Genomic DNA, 17,531 nt, shown 5'->3' with positions numbered 1-17,531 from the left:
CACCGCCAACGCCATCAAGTCGGTCGACTACATCACCGACCTGAAGACCCGCCACAACCTGAAACTGGTGGCCACCAACAACTCATGGGGCGGCGGCGGCTTCTCGCAAGGCCTGAAGGACGCCATCGACCGTGGCGGCGCGGCCAACATCCTGTTCGTCGCCGCGGCCGGCAATGGCGGGCTCAACATCGACCTGACACCGGTCTATCCAGCGAGCTACACGAGCGCCAACCTGATCGCTGTGACGTCGATCGATTCGACCGGTGCACAGGCAGGCAACTGGGGCCCGATGTCGGTGGACCTTGGAGCCCCGGGCGTCGGCGTCTGGTCGACCGTGCCCACCAATTCGTACGCCTCGTACAGCGGTACCTCGATGGCCACGCCGCACGTGACCGGCGCGATCGCGCTGTACGCCAAGTACCACCCCGGCCTCACGGCAGCAGAGCTGAAGGCAGCGGTGCTGGCAACCACCACCGCCACACCATCGCTGGCGGGCAAGACGGTCACCGGCGGCCGCTTGAACGTGAGCACCTACTGAACCGCCGCACGCCAGCGGCCAGGTGACGCCCCCCGGACCCGACTTGCGCAACGTCCTGCGCAATGTCCTGCGCAAGGGCCTGCGCAAGGGCCTGCGTTGGTCCCGGATCGCCCTGGGCGCTGCGAGCAAGGCAGGTCGGCCGCAGCGGTGCGACGAGCCATAAGCCGGGCGGGGATTGGCCTCATCCGGCGATTGGGGTAAACGCGCATGGTTACAATGGCCCCATCCCCTCGAGGTCCAGCCTCGACGGTGGCTTGTCAGTTCTGACAGCGGTGCACCTCTTGCAGGCCAACCGCACCTCTTCCCGGCCGGGCCCCTGGCTGGTGCCCCGAGCAACTCGCGGGCGGCGGGCCGGCCATGCTCATAAGAGCTCAATGACCTTTGAATCTCTCGGCCTGGCCGAATCGATTGTTCGTGCCGTGCGCGAACAAGGCTACACCCAACCCACCCCCATTCAGGCGCAAGCCATTCCCGCCGTCTTGAACGGTGGCGACCTGATGGCCGGCGCCCAGACCGGCACCGGCAAGACCGCCGGCTTCACGCTGCCGTTGTTGCACCGCCTGGCCGCCCAAGGCCCCAAGCGGGACGCAAAAGGCCGCGTCGCGATCCGGGCGCTGATCCTGACCCCGACGCGCGAACTCGCCGCGCAGGTCGAAGAAAGCGTGCGTCTGTACGGCAAATTCCTGCCGTTGACCAGCATGGTGATGTTCGGCGGCGTCGGCATGCAGCCGCAGATCGACCGCCTGCGCAAGGGCGTCGACATCCTCGTCGCGACGCCCGGCCGTCTGCTGGACCACCACCAGCAAGGCACGCTGGACCTGAGCCATGTGCAGATCTTCGTGCTCGACGAAGCCGACCGCATGCTCGACATGGGCTTCATCCACGACATCAAGAAAGTGCTCGCGGTGCTGCCGCAGCAAAAGCAGAGCCTGCTGTTCTCCGCCACCTTCAGCGACGACATCAAGGCCCTGGCCGATCGCCTGCTGAACCAGCCGGCGCTGATCGAAGTGGCACGCCGCAACGCGACCGCCGACACGATTGCGCAGAAGGTGCACCCGGTCGGCCGAGAGCGCAAGAAGGATCTGCTCGCGCACCTGATCCGCGAAGGCAACTGGCACCAGGTGCTGGTCTTCACCCGCATGAAGCACGGCGCGAATCGGCTGGCCGAATTCCTGAACAAGGAAGAGATCAGCGCGATGGCGATCCACGGCAACAAAAGCCAAGGTGCTCGTACCAAGGCGCTGGCCGATTTCAAGAGCGGCGACTTGCAGGTGCTGGTGGCAACGGACATCGCCGCCCGCGGCATTGACATCGACCAGTTGCCGCACGTCGTCAACTTCGAGTTGCCGAACGTGCCGGAAGACTATGTGCACCGGATCGGCCGCACCGGCCGCGCCGGCGCGCAAGGCGAAGCGGTCTCGCTGGTGTGCCTGGACGAAGAGATCTTCCTGCGTGACATCGAGAAGCTGATCAAGCGCGAGATCCCGCGCGAGACCATCCCCGGCTTCGAAGCGCCGGCCGGCGAACGCGCCGAGCCGATCGTGCTGGGTCGCATGACGATCGGCATCGGCGGTACGCGCCGTGGCGGCGGCGGTGGTGGCAACAACCACCGCGGCGGTCGCAACGATCGCGGCAGCGCTCCGGCGCGCCAGGATGGTGGTCGCCACGACGGCCGTCCGTCGCACGGCAAGCCGGCGGCCAGTGCTGGCCGCCCGGCCAGCCAGCATGCCCCGCACGGCGGCCACAAGCCGGCCCACGGCACACCTCGCCCGAGCGGCAACGCCCAGGGCCATGCACGGCCAGCGGGCAGCAGCCAAGGCAATGGCTCGGCCCCCAAGCCGGCCGGCGCCCGCCTGCTGCGCGGCAAGCCCTGAGCCTGCTGACCGCCTAGCCTGAACCGCCGCACCTTGCGGCGGTTTTTCATTGTGGCCGTGCTGCTGTCACGGGCTTGTCGGGCGCAGTGCGCAATGGAATACTGAACCATGAACCGCACCACCGCCATCGATCCCCAGTCCCTTACCTGGCTCGAGCTGGGTGAGGCCCAGCGGCTGCTGATCCATCAGTTTCCGCGCATGGCCTTCGGTCTCGACCTCGACGGTCGCGTGCTATGGGCCAACCCCGCCTGCACGCTGGCGCTCGGCTACGAGCTGGGCGAATTGAACAACAAGCCGCTGATCGGCAGCGTGCTGCGGCGTGAAGAAATCGAGGCCCGCGCCGCGATGCTCGCGCGTGAGCTGGACGCCCGCGTCGCTGCCGATGCCAGCGTCTTCAGTGCGCGCCTGCGGCGTGGCCTGGCCGACGAGCACGCCTGGGTGCTGCGCGCCAAGGATGGAGAACCGCGCTCGGTCACCTTGTCGCTGGGCACCTTGCGCGACGCCGGTGGCGGCGTGGTCGGCCTGATCGCCGTCGAATGCGAAGGTGAAGCACCGGTCGACGCACCGATCGCGCTGAGCCACCACGACAGCCTGACGGGCCTGCCCACCCGCGCCGTGCTGCAAGACCGCGCCGAAATGGCGATGCAGCGTGCCGCCCGCGCCGGGACCCAGATCGGCGTGCTGCTGATCGAGCTCGAAGGCTTCGACGCACTGTGCAAGGAGCACGGCCCCAGCATCGGCGACGACCTGTTGCGCGCCACCGCCGGTCGCCTGCATTTCGAGCTGCGCAAGACCGACACGGCGGTGCGCATGCCGAATGGCCAGTTCGTCGCGATGCTGGTCGACCTGCACCACGCCGACGAGGCCCAACGCGTGGCTGGCAAGATCGCCGCTGCGCTTGCCGGGCCGGTCAACACCGGCGTCGAAGTGCTGCAGCCGCGCTGCCGCGTCGGCGTGGCCGTCTATCCCGAGCATGGTGACCAGCTGTTGCCGCTGCTCGAAGCCGCCAACCAGGCGCTGCAAACGGCGCGCAGCGGCAGCGACACCGCGGTGGTCGTGGCACCGGCACGTTAGGTTCGTGGCGGCCGCCACGCGCCGCCTGCTGCTTGCCGGCGCCACCGGGCTGGTCGGCCGCGCAGTGCTGATGCACCTGGCCGAGCGGCAGCAGGCGGGTCAGCCGCGGGGCCCAGTGTGGGCGCTGTTGCGCCGCCCTCCGGACGCGAGCCTGGAAGGGGCGCTGTCGCGGGCCGATGGCCACGTCTTGATCACCATGGGCCTCGGGCCACCACTGCGACTGCCCCCGGTGGATGACGCATTGATCACGCTCGGCACCACCATCGCGGTGGCCGGCTCGCACGAGGCCTTTCGTGCGGTCGATCTGGACCTGGTGGTGGCCGTCGCCCGCGCCGCGCGCGATGCCGGCGCCAAGCGCCTGGCGGTCGTGTCGGCGCTCGGTGCCGATGCCAACTCGAACGTGTTCTACAACCGCGTCAAGGGCCAGATGGAAGGCGCGGTGTCGGCGCTCGGCTTCGACAGCGTGGTGATCGCCCGACCGTCGTTGTTGGCGGGCGACCGCGCTGCACTCGGCCAGCCGGCGCGGCCAGGCGAGCGTTGGGCCCTGCGTCTGCTGCGGCCCGTGCAGGGCCTTCTGCCCGTCTCGGTGCGGCCGATCGAGGCCGCGGTGGTCGCCCGCGCGTTGCTGCGCACGCTGGACGAGGGCCAGCCCGGCCGCCAGGTGCTGCCCTCGGCGGAACTGGCCCGCCGGGGCGCCGTGTAGTCGCGTCGCTCGCCGGCGCCGATCAGAAGTGGATGCCGCGCATCATCTGCTGCAGCGCGATCGCCTCGGCTGACAGCTGCGGCTTGCCACCCTTCTCGCCTTTGGCCGCGTCCGAGTCCGGGAACATGCGGAAGCTGGTGTTCATCGCGATCTGCGCCACACGCGGCAACAGGGCGTGCAGCAACTGGCCGGTGATGCCCAGGCGGGTCGCGATGCGCACAGGCTTGTAGACGCAGGCCTGGGCGATCATGTCGGCCGCCTCCTCAGGGCTCAACGTCGGCACGTTGTTGTAGATCTTGGTCGGTGCGATCATCGGCGTGCGCACCAGCGGCATGTTGATGGTCGTGAAGCTGATGCCCTGATCGGCGTATTCGCTCGACGCGCAACGCGTCCAGGCATCGAGTGCCGCCTTGCTGGCCACGTAGGCCGAGAAGCGCGGTGCATTGGTCAGCACGCCGATCGAGCTGATGTTGACGACATGGCCCTTGCGCTTCTTGACCATGCCCGGCAACAGGCCCATCGTCACGCGCAGGCAACCGAAGTAGTTCAGTTGCATCGTGCGCTCGAAGTCGTGGAAGCGGTCGTAGCTGTTCTCGATCGCGCGACGGATCGAGCGACCGGCGTTGTTGATCAGGAAGTCGACGCCGCCGAAGCTCTCGGTCAACCAGGCGATCATCTCGCTGCAGCTCTGTTCGTTGGAGATGTCGGCCGAGTAGATGTGGACCTGCGCGTCCTTGCCGGCCTTGCTGCGGATCTCTCCTTCAGCCTCCTTCAGCTTGACCTCGTCACGCGCGCAGATCACGGTGATCGCGCCGGCCTCGGCGAACTTGATCGCCGCCGCCAGGCCGATGCCCGACGAGCCACCGGTCACGAGAACCACCTTGCCGCCCACCGTGCCGCGCAGCGAGCGGTCGATCAGCAGGTCGGGATCGAGGTGGCGCTCCCAGTAGTCCCACAGGCGCCAGGCGTAGTCGTCCAGCTTCGGACACTCGATGCCCGAGCCCTTCAGCGCCGCCAGCGTCTCGCGGCAGTCGTAGCGTGTCGGGTAGTTGATGAAGGTCAGGATGTCTTCGGGCAGCCCGAGGTCTTTCATGATCGCATTGCGCACGCGGCGCACCGGCGCGACCGCCATCAAACCCTTCTTGACGCTCTTCGGGATGAAGCCCAGCAGCGCTGCGTTGATGAACAGATTCATCTTCGGCGCATGGGCAGCCTTCGAGAAGATGTCCAGCACGTCGCCGACGCGATAGCCCACAGGATCCACCAGGTGGAAACACTTGCCCTTGGTCGCGGCCTTCGAGTGGCTGATGTGGTCGAGCGCATCGACGACGAAATCGACCGGCACGATGTTGATCCGCCCGCCTTCGAGGCCGACCGCCGGCATCCACGGCGGCAGCAGCTGGCGCATGCGCTGGATCAGCTTGAAGAAATAGTACGGCCCGTCGATCTTGTCCATCTCGCCGGTGGTCGAATCGCCGACGACCATCGCCGGCCGGTACACCGTCCACGGCACCTTGCTTTCCTTGCGCACGATCTTCTCGGACTCGTGCTTGGTCATGAAATACGGATGGTCCAGCCCCTCGGCCTCTTCGAACATGTCCTCGCGGAACACACCTTCGTACAGGCCGGCGGCCGCGATCGAGCTGACATGGTGCAGATGGCCCGCGTCGATCGCCTTGGCGAACTCGACGACATTGCGGGTGCCCTCGATGTTGACCTGCACCTGGCTCTCTTCATCGGCCGACAGGTCGTAGACGGCCGCCAGGTGGTAGACCGCGTCGATCTGGCCCTTCAGCTGCTTGATCACGTCGGCCGCCACGCCCAGCTTCTTCGACGTCAGGTCCCCGCTGACGGCAATCGCGCGGGCCTTGGACACGCCCCAGTCCTCCAGCAGGCCGGACACCTTGCCCTCGCTGCCGGGGCGGACCAGGAAATACACCGTCGAGCCCCGGCGCGCGAGCAGTTTCTTGACGAGACGCTTGCCAATGAAGCCGGTGGCGCCGGTGACGAAATACTGCATGAAGCCTCCTGGGTGAATTGGGATTCGGGAAGGGGTATGTTCGCGCGGATTTTGGCCCGCGCGGTCCGGGGGAGCTTTCGCGCTTACCCGAGATAGGCGCGCGCACCTAGCGTTTTAGGATGCCACCTCGAAAACCGGCTTCTACACTGGGTTTTCTGATTGCCCCCGAGGCCGGGACATTCCCGGCCCGCCTCCACGCGGGGGTTCAAGCAAAGTGGCCGAGCCACATGTGCTGAAGAGGGTGGCCCGTCCGCCCTGACGTTTTGTCGCCAACCCTGAACTGGAAAGAGGATCCCCACCATGGTCAAGAAGCTGAAGAAGATGGCTGAGCAAAAGTCGGCCTCCCCCGCGGGCCTGCTGGACAGCCAGCTCGCCGGTGCGGTGAAAGCCTCGGCTCAGCAGATCTGGCTGGCTGGCATGGGTGCCTTCGCCAAGGCCCAGGAAGAAGGCACCAAGGTCTTCGAAGCCCTGGTCAAGGAAGGTGTCAGCCTGCAGCGCAAGACGCAGGCCGTGGCCGAAGAGCGCATCGGCGAGGTGACCGGCAAGGTCAGCGCGATGGCCGGTGAAGTCACCAACAAGGCCGGCGCCTCGTGGGACAAGCTGGAATCGATCTTCGAAGCCCGCACCGCCAAGGCGCTGAGCAAGCTGGGCGTACCGACCGCCAAGGACGTGGCCGCGCTGACCGAGCGCGTCGATGCGCTGGCCGGCGCCGTCGCCAAGCTGGGCGGCAAGGTCGCTCCGGCGAAGAAGGCCGCCGTGAGCAAGGCCAACGGCGCCGCCGCACCGAAGGCCGCTGCCAAGAAGCCGGTCGCGAAGAAAGCTGCCCCGGCCAAGAAGGCTGCCGCCCCGCGCAAGGCTGCTGCCAGGAAGGCCGCCGCCAAGAGCACCGAGGCCGCTGCGGCCTGATGCCCTTTAGGGGCGCCGCCGTGACGGCTGCGCCCCGCATGCGAGAAGTTCTTGTCTTTGAGCCCCCGCCGCCCATCGGCCCCCGGCCGCCCTCGCATCGCGCTGGCGCTGGCCGGCGGCGGCCCTCTCGGGGCGATCCACGAGATCGGCGCGCTGTGCGCACTTGAAGAGGTCCTGCCGGGCCTGGACTTCACCGACCTGAACGCCTACATCGGCGTGTCCGCCGGCGCCTTCATCGCCGCTGGCCTGGCCAACGGCATGACGCCGCGCCAGATGTGTGCCGCCTTCATCGAAAGCGATGGCGGCGCCGATGACCTGATCGACCCCCGCCTTTTCACCCAACCGGCCTGGCGCGAATACCGCCGCCGCTTGCATCGCCTTCCATCGTTGGCAGCCGATGCAGCCTGGCAGGTCGCCGCCGGCAAGCTGCCTTGGGTCAATGCGTTGGGCCTGCTTGGCGGCGCGCTGCCCAATGGCCTGTTCGACAACCGCGCGATGCAGGCGCAGCTGGAGCGTGTGTTCTCCGCCCCCGGCCGCAGCAACGACTTCCGCCAGTTGCGCCGCCCACTGGTGGTGGTGGCCACCGACCTGGACACGGGTGAAGCAGCCCCCTTCGGCCTGCCCGGCTGGGACTCGACGCCGATCGCCCGCGCAGTGATCGCCAGTGCCGCGCTGCCGGGGCTGTACCCGCCGGTGGCGATCGACGGCCGGCACTATGTCGATGGCGCGCTCAAGAAGACGATCCACGCCTCGGTGCTGCTGGACCAAGGCCAGGATCTGCTCATCTGCCTGAACCCGCTGGTGCCATTCGATGCGTCCTTGCGCGCGAACCATGCCGCGCCTGCTTCACACGACGGCAAGATCCCCCACCTGGCCTCGGTGGGCCTGCCGGCGGTGCTGAGCCAGACCTTCCGCTCGCTGATCCATTCGCGCCTGGAGCTGGGCTTGAAGGGCTATGCCCACAGCCACCCCGAGTGCGACATCGTGCTGATCGAGCCCGACCGCCACGACCCGCAGATGTTCCGCGCCGGCACCTTCAGCTACACGCTGCGGCGCGAACTGGCCGAGCACGCCTACCAGCAGACGCGCCGCTGGCTGCGCAGTCGCTGCGCCGAGCTGGCGCTGGTCTTCAGCGAACACCGCGTGCCGATGGACCTGGACTCGCTGTTCCGCGAACGCCGGTTGCTGCCCAAGCTGGCCTTGCGCCGCTCGGGCAATCACTTGACCGAACGCACGCACCAGGTGCTCGACCAGCTGGAAGCGGCGCTGGCCGCCATGCCGGCGACATAGCTTGGCATTCGAGAGCGCGCGCAGCGCCGCTCTTCGTCAAGTGGCGTGCTCGGAGCCGGCGGCTCCGCCGGTCCGCTGCGCGAGCCCCTTCGGGGGGGCCGAGCCCGGACATGAGCAGTCCTGAGGACTGTTCGTGCCTGGCGAGGGGCCGGGCCTCTGGCCCGGCGCGGCCTGCAAGGCAGCGACCGGAGGGAGCGTGGGGGCTTACAAATACCGGGACTCGAGGTGCGCCTTGAAGTGCGCAGGGTTCAGTGTTTCGCCACTCGCACGCACCGCCAGCTCGTCGGTGGTCCAGCGGCTGCCCTGGCTCCAGATGTTCGCGTTGAGCCAGCCGAAAACGTCACCCAGCTCGCCATCGTTGATACGCGCGTCCAGGTCGGGCATCGCACGGCGCATCGCGGCGAACCACTGCGCGGCGTACATCGCACCCAGCGAGTAGCAGGGAAAGTAGCCGAACAGGCCCTCGGCCCAGTGCACGTCCTGCATCGGGCCGTCGGTGAAGTTGCCGCGGGTGTCGATGCCGAGCAGCTCCATCATCGCGGCGTCCCACAACGCCGGAATGTCTTCGGCCTCGACCTCGCCTTCGATCAGCGCGCGCTCGATGTCGAAGCGCAGCATCACGTGTGCCGGGTAGGTCACTTCGTCGGCATCGACACGGATGAAGCCCGGCTTCACACGCGTCAGCAGCCGGTGCAGGTTGCCCGGCATGAAGGCGGCCTGGTCGCCGAAGGCCTCGACCAGCATCGGCGACAACAACCGCGCCACGCCGGGATGGCCGCCGAGCTGCATCTCGAAGGCCAGGCTCTGGCTTTCGTGCAGAGCCATCGAGCGGGCCTCGGCCACCGGCTGGCCCAGCAGCGCACGTGGCAGGTTCTGCTCGTAGCGGCCATGGCCGGTCTCGTGGATCGTGCCCATCAGGCTTTGCAGGAAGTCGTCTTCGCGAAAGCGCGTGGTCAGCCGCACGTCCTCCGGCACGCCACCCGAGAACGGGTGCGCGCTGACATCGAGCCGGCCGGCGCTGAAGTCGAACTGCAGCAGCTGCATCACACGCTCGCACAACGCTCGCTGCGCATCGAGCGCGAACGGCCCGTGCGGCTGCAGCACCGGCTCGCGGGCCTGCTTCTCGCTCACGCGGCGGATCAGGTCAGGCAACCAGGCGCGCACGTCACCGAAGACCTGGCGCACCTTGACGGTCGTCATGCCGGGTTCGTATTGATCCATCAGCGCGTCGTAAGGCGTCATGCCCGAGCGCTCGGCCAGCCGCTGGGCGACTTCGCGGTAGATCGCCAGCACTTCTTTCAGGTTGGGCAGGAAGCCGGCCCAGTCGTTGGCCGGCCGCTGGCTTCGCCACGCGTGCTCGCAACGCGAGGTCGCGAGTGAGCGGCGCTCGACCAGCGCTTCTGGCAACGAAGTGGCCGCGTCCCATTGGCGGCGGATTTCGCGCAGGTTGGCCTTCTGCGCCTCGTCGAGCCCCTCGCTGCCGGCCTCGTCCAGGCTGCTGCCAAGCGCCGGATCAGTGCGCAGTCGGTGCAACAGGCCCGCCAACTCGGCCAACGCGGCCGATCGGGCCTCGTTGCCGCGCGACGGCATGTTCGCCTGCTGGTCCCAATGGGCGATGTTCTGCAAATGCGCAAACCGATGGATGCGGGTGAAGCGATCGGTCAGCGCGTCGTACTGCGGGGTGGCTGGTGGCATCAGGTGCACCGGGGCCAGGGTGGCCGGCACCGGTCTCTCAAACAACGGGTCGTGGCCCGATTGTGGGGCGAATGCGACGCCCGAAATGCCCCACCGGCACCCCCTCATGGGGGATGGCGTGGAGGTGCCGTCGATGCTCGCACCTGTGAGATCCGAATCCATCAAAGTATCAAAACTACATGAAAACTACGTGAGATCGTTGCACGAAGTTACCTTGACCAGGCCAACAGGGGCGACTTCCTAGGGGCAATCCACTTGGCGCCCTCAAGGTGGTGTACTGAAACTACATCTTTGGCCGGAAAGATTTCGATCCCAGCATCAACCCAATCAGTGCCTTTGCGCAACGCCCGCTTACATGGGTGACCAACTCTCGAAGCCTTGCCTCGGCCCTCGAACCCCAGCCTGAAAGGAGACACCGGCCGCCATTGGCGGTCACTCACCGGCGTTGCCGCAGTGGCTTTGGCCACTGGCATTCCCCCACCCATCGAGTTAGACAAGCATGAACAACAACCGGAGACGACTCGCCCCCCTCTTGGCCACCGCCTGCATGGCCGCGCTGACAGCCGTCAGCAGCCATGCAGCACTGAACCCCCGCGACACCTCGGTCCAGATGTTCGAATGGAGCTGGAACGACATCGCGACCGAATGCACCCAGTGGCTGGGCCCGCAAGGTTATGGCGCGGTGCAGATCTCGCCACCTGGCGCCTCGAAGAACGCCAACGGCTGGTGGGGCGTCTACCAGCCGGTCAACTACGTGGCGTTGACCAGCCGCATGGGCAACGCCACGCAGCTGCAGACGATGATCGACACCTGCCACGCCGCGGGCGTGCGGGTCTACGCCGACATCGTGGTCAACCAGATGGCCGACGGCTCCGGCACCGCCACCGACGGCTCGACCTGGAATGCCGACACACTCAGCTTCCCGTTCTTCAGCGCCGCTGATTTCCACGGCCGCTGCGACATCCAGCAAAGCGACTACAACAGCCCCGATACGCGCGACCGGGTGATGAACTGCCGCATGGGCGGTCTGCCCGACCTGGCCACCGAGAGCAGCTATGTGCAGGGCCAGATCGTCAACTACCTGCGTACGCTGCTGACCATGGGCGTCGACGGCTTTCGCATCGATGCGGCCAAGCACATGCCCGCGTCGGCACTGCTGAACATACTGAACACCGTCAAGTCGACCCACCCGCTGACCAAGGCCGGAGAGCCGATCTGGGTCACACAAGAGATCATCCCCGACGGCGGCGTGACCCGTTCGGACTACTTCAGTGTCGGCACGGTGAACGAGTTCCAGTTCACCTACGCGATGCGCGACGTCTTCCGCGGCAACAACGGGCTGACGCTGTCGGCCATCCCGTCGATCATGGGCAGCTGGGGCAACTGGGGCGGCTCGTGGGGCTTCGTGCAGCCGCAGTTCGCAACGGTCTTCGTCAACAACTGGGACACTGAACGCAACGGCAGCTCGCTGAACACCGCCAACCACACCGGCGCGATCAACGACACCAACGGCACCAAGCGCTTCGACCTGGCCAACATCTTCATGCTGGCCCAGGGCTACGGTGAGGCGCAGCTGCACTCGGGCTTTCGCTTCACGAACGCAGACGCCGACCGGCCAACCGCCAGCCCCTACGAGAACGGCGCGCCGCAGATCAACGTGATCTGGGACTTCGTGCACCGCTGGAGCGACATCTCCAACATCGTCAAGTTCCGCTCGGCGGTGAGTGGGCAGCCGCAGCAGAACTGGGCGATCGGCAACAACGGCAACCAGGTCTCGTTCAACCGCGGCAACGTCGGCTTCGTTGCACTGAACAACAGCGGCAGCGTGTGGACCAAGACCTTTGCCACCACGCTGCCCGCGGGCACCTACTGCAACGTGGTGCAAGGCACGTTGGCGGCAGACGGCGCCAGCTGCACCGGCGGCACGGTGACCGTGGATGCAAGCGGCAATGCCACGATCACCGTGGCGGCCAACGATGGGGGCAGCGGTGTCCCGGCGGTCGTCATCTACACCGGCCAGAAGGTTGGCGGTGGTGGCAACGGCGGCACGTGCGCGATGACCTTCAAGATCGCCAACGCCAACACCAGCTGGGGCGAGAGGCTGTACGTCGTCGGCAACCAGACCAAGCTTGGCAACTGGACCCCATCGCAGGGCTTTGCGCTGACGATCGTGGGTTCGGGCGCCAATGCGACATGGAAAGGCACGGTCGCCCTGCCGGCCAAGACGGCGCTCCAGTACAAGTACGTGAAGTGGAACGGCGCGACCGCGGTCTGGGAGAGCAACCAGGCCACCGCCAGCGGCAACCGTGAAGTCACGACCTGCGCCAAGGGCAACGCCAAGACGCAGAACGACGGCAACTTCAAGTTCTGAAGTTCCAGGAGTCTGGGCGGCAGACGCCCAGACTCCTGGATGTCCCGCGGGCGACGAACGGAGCGGGCGCGGCCAGCGCCGGGCCGCACCCGAGCGTCCGACCGCGCAACCCCTTGGGGGCGGGTTTGCAGTACCCCGCAAGCCGGGGTGGCACTACAGCGTGATCTCGCCCGGAAACCACCACAGCAAAGCGGCCGTCATCGTCAGGTAACGGCCGAACTTGCCGATCGCCATGTAGAGCACGCAAGGCCAGAACGGCAGCTTCAGCCAGCCGGCCACCGCACACAGCGGGTCGCCCACCACTGGCAACCAGCTCAGCAGGCAGGCCTTGGCGCCAAAACGATGCAGCCACTGCAGGGCCTTGACCTCATGCGGGCGGCGGTGGGCCACATGCTCATAGGCCTTTTCGGCGCCGTAACCCATCCACCAAGTGATGGCCCCACCAACGGTGTTGCCCGCCGTGGCCACCAGCACCGCCGGCCAGAAAAGCCCGGCATCGAGCTTGACCAGCCCGATCACCGCGAATTCCGAGCCCAGCGGCAACAGCGTGGCCGAGATCACCGCAATGATGAAGACGGCGCTGAGGCCCAGGCGCGGCACCGCCAGCGCCGCCAACAGGCTGTTCACCCATGACGCAATGCCTGCTTCCATGCCGGCGCATTATGGAAGGCCCGGGGGACCGATGCGCCGAACCCGTGCAACAGTGTCTTGCCCAACTCGTCCCGCCCCATGACATCAGCCCGGTGTCAGCCGGCGCGGGCATGCTGTTGCCCCGCCCCTCCACTCGATACGACGCACCATGCCGCAGATTGCCGCTTTCGTTCGTCACCCGAGAACAAACGCCCGCCGCGCCATGGCGGCCGGCCTCTGGCTGGGGCTGTTGCTGGCGTACCCCGTGCAGGCCGCCGACGCGGGCTGCACGCAGATCACCGCCTCCGGCAACCCGGAGTACCCGCCGTTCCTGTGGCGAGACCCCGACAACGAGAGCCGCCTGATCGGCGCCAACGCCGAGCTGATGCAGTGGCTGGCCAAAGAGATCGGCGTGCCGATCGAGGTGCAGTACAGCGGCCCGTGGGGTCGGGTGCAGGAAGAGACCCGGCTTGGCCATGTGGACCTGATCGCCGGCGCCTTCTTCACCCAGCCGCGCACCGAGTACATGGACTACTTCCACCCGGCGTTCCACGAGACCCGCTCGGTGATCTGGACCCGCGGCGACAACCAGAACCTGAAGTTCCGCCGCTGGCCCGACCTGGTAGGCCTGCAAGGTGTGACGGTGATCAACAACAGCTTCGGCGAAGAATTCGACCGCTACGCCAAAGAAAAGCTGCGCATCAACCAGGTCGCGAGCCTGGAGCAGGCGATCCAGATCGTGCAGGCCGGCCGGGCAGACTACCTCGTCTACGAAGACAGCCCCGGCCAGGCCTTCCTGGCCCGCCGCAACATCAGCGACGTGAAGATGCTCGGCGAGCCGGTGGCGCGCGAGAACCTGTACCTGACGCTGTCGTACCGATCTCCCTGCAACACGCCTGACATGCGTGGCCGCATCGCCCGCGCGCTGTACAAGCTCAACCGCGAGAAGGCGATGGGTGGCTTCGTCGACCGAGGCATCCAGCTCTGGCGCAAGCAGACCGCCAAGTAAGCCATCTCAGCCCCCGGGCCGTGGGCCGGGACAGGTAGAATCCTGCCTCCTTTTTGAGCAGCCCATGCCGCCGTCGCCCCTTCTTCAACCGCTGCTGCGTCCCCTGCGAATCGGCCCCTACGAGCTGGCGAACAACCTGTTCGTCGCGCCGATGGCCGGGGTGACCGACCGGCCGTTTCGCCAGCTGTGCAAGCGGCTCGGCGCGGGTTACGCGGTGAGCGAGATGGTGACTTCGCGCAAGGACCTGTGGCAGTCGCTGAAGACCTCGCGCCGCGCCAACCACGACGGCGAGCCTGGTCCCATTGCGGTGCAGATCGCCGGCACCGACGCCGCGATGATGGCCGAGGCCGCCGCCTACAACATCGACCGCGGCGCGCAGATCATCGACATCAACATGGGCTGCCCGGCCAAGAAGGTGTGCAACAAGTGGGCCGGCTCCGCGCTGATGCGCGACGAGCCGGGCGCGCTGGCCATCATCGAAGCGGTGGTCGCTGCCTGTGCATCGCACGGCGTGCCGGTCTCGCTGAAGATGCGCACCGGCTGGTGCGCCGAGGTGCGCAACGCGCTGTCACTGGCGCGCGCGGCCGAGAGCGCCGGCGTCGCGCTGGTGACCGTGCATGGCCGCACCCGCGAACAAGGCTACGGCGGCCAGGCCGAGCATGAGACGGTGACCGCGATCAAGGCCGCACTGCGCATCCCGGTGGTGGCCAACGGCGACATCGACACCCCCGAGCGCGCCGCCGAGGTGTTGCGCGCCACCGGCGCCGACGCCGTGATGATCGGCCGCGCCGCGCAAGGCCGGCCGTGGATCTTCGACGAGATCGCCCACTACCTGCAGCACGGTGAACGGCCGGTGCCGCCGGCCACCCGCGACGTTCAGCGCTGGCTGACCGAGCACCTGGCCGACCACTACACGTTGTACGGCGAAGAGACCGGCGTGCGCAGCGCCCGCAAGCACATCGGCTGGGCCGTGCGGGCGCTGCCCGGCGGCGAGGCCTTTCGCGCCGTGATGAACACCCTGGACGACGCAGCGGCCCAGCTGCGCGCCGTGACGACTTTTTTCGACCACCTGGCCGACCAACACGACCGCCTGCCGGTGGTGGCTGACGCCGCCGCCAACCAGGATCAGATCGCCCTGCTCGCCTGAGCGCCGTTTTGCCGGAGCCCGCCGCAAGGCGGGCCTTCCTTTTTCATGAGCAAGAAGAACATCGAAGACTGCGTCCGTGAGACGCTGACCCAGTATTTCAAGGACTTGAACGGTGAAGAACCGCATTCGCTGCACGACATGGTCATCCTGACCGTCGAGAAGCCGCTGCTCGACGTCGTGATGCGCCAGGCCGAGGGCAACCAGAGCAAAGCCGCCGAGTGGCTGGGCATCAACCGCAACACGCTGCGCCGCAAGCTTGTCGAACACAAGCTGATCAAATGAAGCCCCCACACCCCTCCCGGGGCTGCCTTGCTGGCCGCGCCGGGCCAGAGGCCCGGCCCCTCGCCAGGCACGAACAGTCCTCAGGACTGTTCATGTCCGGGCTCGGCCCCCCAAGGGGCTCGCGCAGCGGACCGGCAAAGCCGGATCCGCGCACGCCACTTGATGAGGCCCGACGCTGCGCGCGGGCCGATTGGATCCTTCGTTCTCCTACTGACGCACCACCATGGCTGACCTCACCGCCCTGCTCTCGGTCTCCGACAAGACCGGCATCGTCGACTTCGCCCGCGCATTGCACGCGCAGGGCATCAAGCTGCTGTCGACCGGCGGCACCGCGAAGCTGCTGGCCGACAGCGGCCTGCCGGTGACGGAAGTCTCCGAGATCACGGGCTTCCCAGAGATGCTCGATGGCCGCGTGAAAACGCTGCACCCGCGCGTGCACGGCGGCCTGCTGGCGCGTCGCGATGTGCCGGCGCACATGGCGGCGCTGAAGGAACACGGGATCGGCACCATCGATCTGCTGATCATCAACCTGTACCCGTTCGCCAAGGCCACCGCCAAGGCCGATTGCACGCTCGAAGACGCGATCGAGAACATCGACATCGGCGGCCCGGCGATGCTGCGCGCCGCGGCGAAGAACTGGCAGGACGTCGGCGTCGTGATCGACCCGACCGACTACCCGCAGGTGCTGGGCGAGCTGCAATCGGGCGGCCTGAAGCGTGCCACCAAGTTCATGCTGGCCAAGAAGGTGTTCGCCCACACGGCCGCCTACGACGGCATGATCACCAACTACCTCACCGCGCTCGAAGCCGGCTCGGAAGACAAGACCGAAGCCGTGCCGGCCAGGGTCGAGTACCCGCAGGTCTTCAACCTGCAGCTGCACAAGGTGCAGGGCATGCGTTACGGCGAGAACCCGCACCAGTCAGCCGCGTTCTACCGCGAAGCCCAGCCGGCCGAGGGCACGCTGGCGCAGTGGCAGCAGATCCAGGGCAAGGAACTCAGCTTCAACAACATCGCCGACGCCGACGCGGCGTGGGAGTGCGTGAAGGCCTTCGACCAGCCGGCCTGCGTGATCGTCAAGCACGCCAACCCGTGTGGCGTGGCGGTGGGCGCGACGCTGCTCGAAGCCTACGAGAAGGCCTTCAAGACCGACCCGACCTCGGCCTTCGGCGGCATCATCGCCTTCAACCGTCCGCTCGATGCGGACGTCGTCGAAGCGATCAACGCCCGCAAGCACTTCGTCGAGGTTGCCATCGCACCGGCGATCACGCCGGCCGCGCGCACGGCGTATGCGAGCAAGACCAACGTGCGCCTGCTCGAGGTACCGATCAGCCAGCTGTCGAACCCGCTGGACTTCAAGCGCGTCGGTGGCGGCATGCTGCTGCAATCGGCCGACAACATCGACATCGTCGGCGAGCTGAAGGTCGTCACGAAGAAGCAGCCCACGCCGCAACAGCTGGCGGACCTGCGCTTCGCCTGGACCGTCGCCCGCTTCGTCAAGAGCAACGCGATCGTCTTCTGCAAGGACGGCATGACGATGGGTGTCGGCGCCGGCCAGATGAGCCGCCTCGACTCGGCACGCATCGCCAGCATCAAGGCCGGTCACGCTGGTCTGACGCTGCAAGACACGGCTGTCGCGAGCGACGCCTTCTTCCCGTTCCGCGACGGCTTGGATGTGGTGGTGGATGCCGGTGCGAGCTGCGTGATCCACCCGGGTGGCTCGATGCGTGACGACGAGGTGATCGCCGCCGCCGATGAGCGCGGCATCGCGATGGTGCTGACGGGCACGCGCCACTTCCGACACTGAGCGTATCGAAGGTCTGCCTGCGCGGCGACGACGAGGCGGGGTGAGAGGGGTACCCCACTAACTCGTTAGACGTTCATCAGTGGGGTACCCCTCACCCCGCCAGCCACCCATGGTAGCCAGGCAGCGCGTTCGTTGAAACACCCGGATGGCCATTCAAACGCGCTGCCACACCACCACGATGGGCAGCG

General features: G+C 67.2%; 14 protein-coding genes. 11 read left to right on the top strand and 3 right to left on the bottom strand.

What is annotated here, in order from left to right; all coding sequences use genetic code 11:
- The 4 genes from VFY73_RS16860 to VFY73_RS16845 form a co-directional block, all read left to right on the top strand.
- Positions 1–538: S8 family serine peptidase (locus VFY73_RS16860; protein ID WP_329720818.1), on the top strand; the 538-nt coding region annotated here is incomplete at its 5' end.
- A gap of 374 nt (positions 539–912) precedes the next feature.
- Positions 913–2,412 carry a DEAD/DEAH box helicase gene (locus VFY73_RS16855; RefSeq protein WP_329720816.1) on the top strand — a complete coding sequence of 500 codons (1,500 nt, stop codon included), beginning with the start codon at positions 913–915 and terminating at the stop codon, positions 2,410–2,412.
- A 108-nt stretch (positions 2,413–2,520) separates the two neighbouring features.
- Positions 2,521–3,486, top strand: coding sequence for a diguanylate cyclase domain-containing protein (locus VFY73_RS16850; protein ID WP_329720814.1), 966 nt, complete (start codon positions 2,521–2,523; stop codon positions 3,484–3,486).
- A gap of 4 nt (positions 3,487–3,490) precedes the next feature.
- Positions 3,491–4,189 carry a hypothetical protein gene (locus tag VFY73_RS16845; RefSeq protein ID WP_329720812.1) on the top strand — a complete coding sequence of 233 codons (699 nt, stop codon included), beginning with the start codon at positions 3,491–3,493 and terminating at the stop codon, positions 4,187–4,189.
- Positions 4,190–4,211: 22 nt separating this feature from the next.
- Here VFY73_RS16845 and VFY73_RS16840 read toward each other — a convergent pair whose 3' ends face one another.
- Positions 4,212–6,209 (bottom strand): SDR family oxidoreductase, encoded by a 1,998-nt coding sequence (locus tag VFY73_RS16840; RefSeq protein WP_329720810.1) that lies wholly within the window; start codon positions 6,207–6,209, stop codon positions 4,212–4,214.
- A 300-nt stretch (positions 6,210–6,509) separates the two neighbouring features.
- Here VFY73_RS16840 and VFY73_RS16835 point away from each other — a divergent pair, with 300 nt between their 5' ends.
- Positions 6,510–7,115: a phasin family protein gene (locus VFY73_RS16835; protein ID WP_329720808.1), complete on the top strand. Its 606-nt coding sequence runs from the start codon at positions 6,510–6,512 to the stop codon at positions 7,113–7,115.
- Positions 7,116–7,172: 57 nt separating this feature from the next.
- On the top strand, positions 7,173–8,405 hold the full coding sequence (locus VFY73_RS16830) for a patatin-like phospholipase family protein (RefSeq protein ID WP_329720806.1): 1,233 nt from the start codon (positions 7,173–7,175) through the stop codon (positions 8,403–8,405).
- A 204-nt stretch (positions 8,406–8,609) separates the two neighbouring features.
- Here the strand turns inward: VFY73_RS16830 and VFY73_RS16825 are convergent, their stop codons facing one another.
- Positions 8,610–10,130 carry a carboxypeptidase M32 gene (locus VFY73_RS16825; RefSeq protein ID WP_329720805.1) on the bottom strand — a complete coding sequence of 507 codons (1,521 nt, stop codon included), beginning with the start codon at positions 10,128–10,130 and terminating at the stop codon, positions 8,610–8,612.
- A 517-nt stretch (positions 10,131–10,647) separates the two neighbouring features.
- Here VFY73_RS16825 and VFY73_RS16820 point away from each other — a divergent pair.
- On the top strand, positions 10,648–12,471 hold the full coding sequence (locus VFY73_RS16820; protein ID WP_329720803.1) for a carbohydrate-binding module family 20 domain-containing protein: 1,824 nt from the start codon (positions 10,648–10,650) through the stop codon (positions 12,469–12,471).
- Positions 12,472–12,624: 153 nt separating this feature from the next.
- Here the strand turns inward: VFY73_RS16820 and VFY73_RS16815 are convergent, their stop codons facing one another.
- A complete protein-coding gene (locus tag VFY73_RS16815; protein ID WP_414654477.1) occupies positions 12,625–13,122 on the bottom strand; it encodes a YqaA family protein in 498 nt (165 codons plus the stop codon).
- 202 nt (positions 13,123–13,324) lie between these two features.
- Here VFY73_RS16815 and VFY73_RS16810 point away from each other — a divergent pair, with 202 nt between their 5' ends.
- From VFY73_RS16810 to purH, 4 genes are all read left to right on the top strand, one after another.
- Positions 13,325–14,110, top strand: coding sequence for a substrate-binding periplasmic protein (locus VFY73_RS16810; protein ID WP_329720801.1), 786 nt, complete (start codon positions 13,325–13,327; stop codon positions 14,108–14,110).
- A gap of 103 nt (positions 14,111–14,213) precedes the next feature.
- Positions 14,214–15,257, top strand: a complete 1,044-nt coding sequence (dusB, locus tag VFY73_RS16805) for a tRNA dihydrouridine synthase DusB (protein ID WP_329720820.1) — start codon at positions 14,214–14,216, stop codon at positions 15,255–15,257.
- Between the two features lie 45 nt (positions 15,258–15,302).
- Complete coding sequence (locus VFY73_RS16800) at positions 15,303–15,539, top strand: Fis family transcriptional regulator (RefSeq protein WP_329720799.1); 237 nt, start codon at positions 15,303–15,305, stop codon at positions 15,537–15,539.
- Positions 15,540–15,762: 223 nt separating this feature from the next.
- Complete coding sequence (gene purH, locus VFY73_RS16795; RefSeq protein WP_329720797.1) at positions 15,763–17,343, top strand: bifunctional phosphoribosylaminoimidazolecarboxamide formyltransferase/IMP cyclohydrolase; 1,581 nt, start codon at positions 15,763–15,765, stop codon at positions 17,341–17,343.
- The last annotated feature ends 188 nt before the right edge of the window (positions 17,344–17,531 follow it).

Source organism: Ideonella sp. (assembly GCF_036277275.1).
Taxonomy (GTDB): Bacteria; Pseudomonadota; Gammaproteobacteria; order Burkholderiales; family Burkholderiaceae_C; genus Ideonella.
This window is presented reverse-complemented; position numbering and strand designations above follow the sequence as displayed.

What these genes read in the sequence shown, in the direction of transcription:
- VFY73_RS16855 (WP_329720816.1), top strand. Translation starts at nt 913, where the DNA reads ATGACCTTTGAATCTCTCGGCCTGGCCGAATCGATTGTTCGTGCCGTG.
- VFY73_RS16850 (WP_329720814.1), top strand. Translation starts at nt 2,521, where the DNA reads ATGAACCGCACCACCGCCATCGATCCCCAGTCCCTTACCTGGCTCGAG.
- VFY73_RS16840 (WP_329720810.1), bottom strand. Translation starts at nt 6,209, where the DNA reads ATGCAGTATTTCGTCACCGGCGCCACCGGCTTCATTGGCAAGCGTCTC.
- VFY73_RS16835 (WP_329720808.1), top strand. Translation starts at nt 6,510, where the DNA reads ATGGTCAAGAAGCTGAAGAAGATGGCTGAGCAAAAGTCGGCCTCCCCC.
- VFY73_RS16820 (WP_329720803.1), top strand. Translation starts at nt 10,648, where the DNA reads ATGGCCGCGCTGACAGCCGTCAGCAGCCATGCAGCACTGAACCCCCGC.
- VFY73_RS16815 (WP_414654477.1), bottom strand. Translation starts at nt 13,122, where the DNA reads ATGGAAGCAGGCATTGCGTCATGGGTGAACAGCCTGTTGGCGGCGCTG.
- VFY73_RS16810 (WP_329720801.1), top strand. Translation starts at nt 13,325, where the DNA reads ATGGCGGCCGGCCTCTGGCTGGGGCTGTTGCTGGCGTACCCCGTGCAG.
- VFY73_RS16800 (WP_329720799.1), top strand. Translation starts at nt 15,303, where the DNA reads ATGAGCAAGAAGAACATCGAAGACTGCGTCCGTGAGACGCTGACCCAG.
- purH (WP_329720797.1), top strand. Translation starts at nt 15,763, where the DNA reads ATGGCTGACCTCACCGCCCTGCTCTCGGTCTCCGACAAGACCGGCATC.